Genomic DNA, 6,776 nt, shown 5'->3' with positions numbered 1-6,776 from the left:
AATCCCCTTCGGCGATTTCTACGCCACCGCCAACCTACTCTATGAGGGTGCCTGGGTGGCCGAGCGCTATGCGGCGATCCGCGATTTCATGGAAGCCAACGAAGCCGCCTTGCATCCGGTGACGCGCAAGATCATCGGCGGCGCCAGTAACCTGTCGGCGGCAGACGCCTTCCGCGGCCTCTACGCCTTGCAGGCCTACAAGGCGAAGCTCGCCCCGGTCATCGCCTCGGTCGACCTGTTCTGCGTGCCAACCGCCCCAACGCACTATACCACTGCTACCGTGCTCACCGATCCCGTCGAGACCAACAGCCGGCTCGGCACCTACACCAATTTCGTCAATCTTCTGGACATGTGCGGCATCGCCGTGCCGACCGGCAAGCGCGACGACGGGCTGCCGATGAGCGTGACGCTGCTTGCGGCCGCCGGAGCGGACGGCCTTGTAGCATCCGTCGCGCGCGATCTCCATGCCGCGAGCAGTCTCACCCTCGGCGCGACTGGCTGGCGGCAGCCGAGCGCGCAGCCTGTCGGCGCATCAGTCGAAGATGGCACTATCGAGTTGGTGGTGGTCGGCGCTCACCTCTCGGGAATGCCGCTCAATGGCCATCTCAAGGAGGCTGGTGCCCGGTTCTGCCGGGCAATGAGGACGGCATCTTCATACAAGCTATATGAGCTCGCGGGCCAGACCACGCCCAAGCCGGGACTGGTCCGTGTTGAAAACGGCGGCACTGCGATCGAGGTAGAGGTTTGGCGGCTACCTGCCGACGCATTCGGCCACTTTGTGGCCGCCATCCCGTCTCCCTTGGGCATTGGCAATATAGAGCTTGATGATGGCAGCACCGCCAAAGGTTTTCTAGTGGAATCCGTGGGCTTGCTAGGCGCTTTTGATATCTCGTCATTTGGGGGCTGGCGCCGCTTTCTGTCAGATCGTTCCCGCTTGAACACTTCGTCAACGGAATATGCGGAGGCAAGAGCAGGTGGCGACACCGCCCGCGGCGGTTAAACTTGTGATATCCTTGATCGCGAAGCCGGAAGCTGCCGTTTCGCTATCGGCCCCGCTTCTGCCTTCACCTCTCGTTTCTCGAGTGCCCAATCAAAACCGAGGAGTAACACGATGGGTTACTCGATTTGCTCCCGCCACACACGGTCGCGCACCATGGAATATCGGAAAGACCGGTAGGACGAAGCGGCTAGCTCTGCCCGCGAAGATTCTTCGTCCCGTTTCGGCGATCAATCCCGGCGTGGGTCGTAAGGCTTGGCGGCCCGTTGAGCGACGCGCTCGCGGTACCTCGCGTCGGTTCCACTTCGGTTTTCCGGCTTGGTAAGCGTTTCGACAGGCTTCCCGAGGACGACCAGCAGGGTGTCCCATTCTTCCTGGCCGAGCGTCTTGTAGCGGTACTTCAGACCCGGCGAAGCCAAGAGCTGCTCGATCTCAGGCCGCGCGAAAGAGGCCGCAGGGCCAATGCGGCGAAAGCCGCTTCGCACGGCATCGGTAGCCGCGGTCAGGTCGCTGAAACCAAACTTGCCCGGATCGTAGACGGAGTACTCGCGCAGCAGCCGCAACAGGTCGGGCACGGCATCGACGCCGCGGTCCCCCTGGCGCTTGATCAGGCCGGTGGCAAAGCGGCTGACCTCCGGATCTGCGAGAATCGCGCGCTCTTCGGGCAGAGGATCGGTGTATGCACCCACAGGGAGGCCGGCCAGGGCATTGATCCAGTGGCGCGCCTCCTTCTTGTCGGTGGCCGCGAGGTAGCGGCGGGCGGCGAGCCGCCGCAGATCGGCGGAGTCGCCATCGACCTGTTTGATGATCGCCCACAGCCCGTCTGGGGATCGCACCCGTGGGTCCTCCAAGACGCGAACCAGCAGGCGCCGGTCGCTTTCGCCGAGCGGCTGGTCGTTCGCGCGGAACGAGTCCATCCATTGATTGGCGAGCGCGAACACGGGACCGCTCACCGGCTTACGCGGATCGTCGAGCGCTCTGGCAAGTTCCTCGCGCGTTCTCGCTTTCGCCGCTTCCATATTCACGCCGCGCGAAACGCTGGTGTGGTCGAGCAGCAGCCGGTTGACCGGAACCTCGGCGTACATCCTTCCGTCACCGAGCCGCAGACGCGCCCAACCGAACCGGAAGTTCTCGATCCCGCCCGAAGTCCCGATCAGCAACGGCGCCGCCGGGGCAAAGATCGACAGGATCGACTGCCGCAGCAGCACCTGTTCACCGGCGTCGGTGATGGTGAGCGCCTTGCGGTGGGGTGCGGAGGGTTCGAGCGACCAATCCACCCGTCCCGATCGGGGCTTGGAGTCGAGCGCGGCAGGGCCGTGCTCGATAGCGATGGTGAAGCCGGGTTCGGGGGCGTCGTCGCTTTGCAGCAGCGCCTTGCCCTCTGACATCATCAGGTTCCATTCGGCTTCCAGCGCGCGCTGAGGGGCGAGCGGATCGGAGGCATCGTAGCGGCGCTCTTCCAGCAGGCCATGCCCGATGACGGTGCTTCGTTTGCCGGGCGTCGAGTCCGGCACGACGCGATAGGTATAGGATTGACCGCGAAGGGTCTGGACGCGGACCGAAGTTACGCCCGGGGTCTTGAGCAAGGCAGCGCACAATGCATCGCAACGGCCCTCGAACGGGCGGGCGAGGAGAATATCGCCCTTGAGCGCAATCGGTGCGTTCGACTGAATGTCCGGCTCCTCCAGGCTGGCCAGCATGCCCTTCGCCCAGGTGAGGCCTGGCTGGGGGATGGTCCAAAACAGTGCCAGCGTCGCGGCGCCCGACATGACGTTCAGAGGAACGCCTGAAAGGAAACTTCCGAGCAGCAAGCAGAACAGCGCGAAAGCGATGCCATACATGAAGGCCGTTGGCATCGACCCGAGGATGAGCCCCGGGATGATCAGGAAACTGCCGATAGATGACCAGCCATGGCATTGTCAGCGCCACGAACGCGCCGACGCCGGTGATGATCAAGTAAGTCTTCAACCACATGCGCGGAACCTTACCGCGCAGAATTCAAAAAATGATAAAGCTACTGATCTCGGGTCGGTGCCGTTTTTCGGCATCCACCCGTTGACGGAATCTCGTTACGCTCACCTCAAAGGCTGTCGACCGTCCGCCTTTGGGGGTTCTGGCGCCCACATCACATGACCGACTCGGGTCGCAAGGGGAACGCCAGCTTCTAGCCCATCGCGCCCAAACCGGAAGGACAGCAGACGGCCCCAAAGCTGCCGGACTCCAATGCGCCTCATGTCGGCCGTTGAAGTCCAACTTTGCCACGACCTGAAATGCCCAGGGTCGGAGGACGCGAAGACCGAAATCGCCTTTGGGCGGCAGCGGTCCGATGGCCGATTGTCCCGGAACCTCAGGCCGATCGAAGAGTTGCCATTGCTTCACAAAGGAGAGGCTGATGGTGGAAAAATCGGTCGACAAGAAAGTTGGCAAGCGCCCCGGCAAGGAGCTTGAAGCAGACGCGCGAGGCCAATCAGAAGAGCACCACAAAGGCGGAAAGAACGACGGTGTCTCAAGCGCCAATCCGCGCGTTTTATCAGGCGAGAAGGATGGCGACGCCACATTTCCTCTAAAGCGGGAACAGTGACAGCAGCGTCATTCCAGCGCTGACCGAACCAAATCTCGCCCACGGTTGTCTGCGACTGATTGCGCCCCAGCTGGCCTCGGGAACGAGGCTGGACCAGATAGCTCTGATGTCGCAGCCGATTCAGGGTACAATTTCCGCAATACAGAAACCCTGGCGCTGAAACCAGTGGTTCCAGGCCTAATGAAGAGGACGTCTCATCTCTGGCCTAAACGCGTTGTCGCGCGAAGGTGTTTGGGTGGTGATTATGTTGTTTTCTGTGGAAGAGGCCACCCTCAGTGGCGGTCGTTTTTGTGTGGATAAGACGTGCATGGCCTATTGGTTCTGCGCGTCATGCCGCGCACTCTCACGCAATGAAGGCGGAGTATGTTGAACTGGTTCTGTTCGAGCAGTCTTTCGCCAATATCAATCGGCCGTTTGCCGATCGAGTGGCTGACGTCGCGGAAAAGACTGGTGGCTCTGTTCTGTTCGATATTCGCGTCGAGGACGACACTCGCATTCAAAGGATGGCAGCTATCGGTTATGGCGCAAACGGAACCGTAGCGATCATGATGAACAAGCAGGGACAACTTAGCACCACGCCGGTGAATGGGAACGACGACATTCTCGTTGCCGAACTTACTGCTTGGTGTTCGCTACCGATGGCTAAACAGGTCTGCGTTAGTTACCATGGTGCAGCCGCGCGCCTGCTTGCTAACCTTCTTTGAAACGAAACGTGTTGGCGCGTTTGACACAAGGAGCCACCTCAATGGGCGGGCCAGGCGCCGGGGCCTCAGCGTAAGGGTGTGGCCCTACGATATCTCCAGCGCACGTATGCGGGTTGGTACCCTACTCCGGCGCAATTTCAAATGTCGGGTTTTCTTTACTAGCGAATCGTCATTGCCGCACCAAAGACGCAGTTCCAAGAACAGATTTTGTACTCTTGGCGACAGTCTCTACCCCTGCTGGTATTACAAAGACTGTAGACTTGCGCACAATCCGAACCGCAGCTTTTATGCTCGCCTACGTCCGCTAGAGCGCTTTCATCGATGCTGTCCTTGGAGGTCACACCACATTGATGATTATAACCTGGCAGGCCAGATGACGCGGTCGCGTCGCCACATTGTTCGACGGCGATCGCCGATACATTTGCAAGGGCAACAAGACCGAGAGAAGCTAATATTACAATTGATATGTGGCGCATGATTGCTCCATTCGATCGATGAATTAGTTGAAGAAAGTGGAACAAACATTATTCCATCTTTCATTGTCTTTAAAAAATCAATGTCGCTTGAAGATGCTTCTTCGACAGGATTAATTATCCTCGATGACGGCGCTGCTGTCTTGTGCTATGTTTTGTTCAGCCTGCTGCAAGAATTGCAGCGGTGATGCCGGGGGCTGCCGATGCGTTACCTGAACTCCGCTCACTATATCGATGTGGTGGCCAAGACCGGTTCGATCCGCGCCGCCGCGGAATTGCTCGCCATAACCTCGACGGCGCTCAATCGGCGTATATTGGCGATGGAGGCCGAACTCGGCGTTGCCATTTTCGAGCGACTGCCTCACGGCGTGCGATTGTCCAGCGCCGGCGAACTTCTAGTGCAGCACATGCGCAACCAGTTATCCGATATGGAGCACGTGAAATCGCAGATTGCAGACCTTGCTGGCGCCCGGCGCGGCCATGTGGCGATCGCCTGCAGCCAGGCGCTATTGCCCTACCATCTGCCGATGCAGATCTCACTCTACCGCAAGGAACATCCGAATGTGACCTTCGGAGTGCACCTGCGCGACCGGGAGGAGGCCGAGCGTGCCTTGGTCGATCACACGGCCGACATTGCCATCGTCTACGAGCCAACCCGGCTGGCTGCCTTCATGACACTAATACGGGTGCACCAGCCGGTGCATGCGGTTATGCGGCCCCATCATCCGCTGGCTTCTCACGAGACGGTGCGCTTGCGCGCTTGCCTCGACTATCCAATCGCGCTTCCCACATCAAGTTACGGTGTGCGCTACCTGCTCGACATCGGGGCGCAATCGTCATCGCTGCAGCTGGAGCCGGTGATTCAGTCAGACAGCTTCGAATTCCTGCGCAACCACGCTATCTCAGAGGATATCATCACCTTCCATTTCCCGATTGGCCTATCCCACCAGACGATGACCGGTGACATGATCTCCCGGCCGCTCGACTTGCGCGACGTGCCCGCTGGCATGCTCTATGTCGGCCAACTCAAGGGCCGCACCCTACCGGTGGCCGCTGCACGTTTCGCCGACCAGCTTTCCGCTTCGCTGGCGCAGCAGTATGAGGTCTCGTGATGGCGCCTATTAGGGGTCAGAACAAGAGCAGTGCCGGGCATCTTGCATCCTATCAAATGAATGCAATCGAAGGACGACCTATTCCCGGAACGCTCGGTGAACCTGGCCCGACAAGGCTTCAGCACGTAGGACCAAACGTTGCGATCGCCTGTCTGAATGTGGACCTCCGCAGGCATGCCAGGCTGTAGCCGCCTTCCACGCGGGCATGCTTTTGGTCGTCGAGCGTCGTCCTCCCACGAAATAGGAAATCTTGCGCTGTTGGTCCTTGATCAGATCGGCTGAGACTCTCTGCACGGTCCCCTTGCATTCCGGGGTCGTATTTGCGTCGCACGCGGAGAAGCGCATGGAAACCGGCTGTCCGGGTTCGACGTCATCGATGCTGGCGGGCGCGACCATGCCTGTCGACCACGAACCTGTCCTGTTCAGGAACAATCAGCATGATGGTCTCGCGGGGACTGGACGGCACGCTCCTGGACAAGTCCTGACTGGGGAGCGCGGATTTCGGTCAGCGCAAGCTGGTCCTGCGCCACTGTCTTCCGCTCGACGAGTTCGGCCTCCTTGCCATCGAGTTCGCGCAGTTCCTCGTTTGCCTCCGGTCTGGTGCTGCACCTTTTTGGGGTTGCTTTCGACGACCACGGTGCCCGATGCGATCACGGCCCCGGCGAGCGAGGTCGTTGCGGCCAAAGCGCCGACGCCGCCGACAAGCACAACGCAGACTGTCAGCCACAGCAGGACTTTGCCCGGATGCCTTCGCCGGATTTCTCCAGAGCGCACACCGAGCCGGAACCTGGAAGTCTGAACGGCGAGATCATTTCGGCCAAGGAAGACAGCATGTCTTCCAGCTATATGAGATTGTACTTTTCCGGGGAGAGGACCAAGCTATCGGGAAGGGCGTGGTCGGCTATCGAA

The 6,776-nt window shown here is 60.1% G+C and carries 7 protein-coding genes; 6 read left to right on the top strand and 1 reads right to left on the bottom strand.

Annotated features, from left to right (window positions below; genetic code table 11):
- A partial coding sequence (locus tag EOC06_RS28850; protein WP_245470159.1) for an amidase family protein occupies positions 1–1,000 on the top strand: 1,000 nt, incomplete at its 5' end.
- A 227-nt stretch (positions 1,001–1,227) separates the two neighbouring features.
- On the opposite strand, the gene EOC06_RS28845 is transcribed toward EOC06_RS28850, so the two are convergent.
- Entirely contained in the window at positions 1,228–2,838 is a 1,611-nt protein-coding gene (locus EOC06_RS28845) for a hypothetical protein (protein WP_128309401.1), read from the bottom strand.
- A gap of 551 nt (positions 2,839–3,389) precedes the next feature.
- On the opposite strand from EOC06_RS28845, the gene EOC06_RS28840 reads away from it, so the two are divergent.
- The 5 genes from EOC06_RS28840 to EOC06_RS40975 form a co-directional block, all read left to right on the top strand.
- Positions 3,390–3,578 (top strand): hypothetical protein, encoded by a 189-nt coding sequence (locus EOC06_RS28840; RefSeq protein ID WP_127322616.1) that lies wholly within the window; start codon positions 3,390–3,392, stop codon positions 3,576–3,578.
- 275 nt (positions 3,579–3,853) lie between these two features.
- Positions 3,854–4,282: a hypothetical protein gene (locus EOC06_RS28835; RefSeq protein ID WP_245466439.1), complete on the top strand. Its 429-nt coding sequence runs from the start codon at positions 3,854–3,856 to the stop codon at positions 4,280–4,282.
- Between the two features lie 478 nt (positions 4,283–4,760).
- Positions 4,761–4,943, top strand: coding sequence for a hypothetical protein (locus tag EOC06_RS28830; RefSeq protein WP_127322615.1), 183 nt, complete (start codon positions 4,761–4,763; stop codon positions 4,941–4,943).
- A gap of 15 nt (positions 4,944–4,958) precedes the next feature.
- On the top strand, positions 4,959–5,867 hold the full coding sequence (locus EOC06_RS28825) for a LysR family transcriptional regulator (protein ID WP_127322614.1): 909 nt from the start codon (positions 4,959–4,961) through the stop codon (positions 5,865–5,867).
- Positions 5,868–6,425: 558 nt separating this feature from the next.
- Positions 6,426–6,776, top strand: a 351-nt coding sequence (locus EOC06_RS40975) for a hypothetical protein (protein WP_206631275.1), incomplete at its 3' end; no start/stop codon positions are given.

This window comes from Mesorhizobium sp. M7A.F.Ca.MR.362.00.0.0 (assembly GCF_004023175.1).
In the GTDB taxonomy this organism is placed as follows: Bacteria; Pseudomonadota; Alphaproteobacteria; order Rhizobiales; family Rhizobiaceae; genus Mesorhizobium.
The sequence above is the reverse complement of the archived record's forward strand: the minus strand, read 5'-3'. Positions and strand labels throughout refer to the sequence as shown.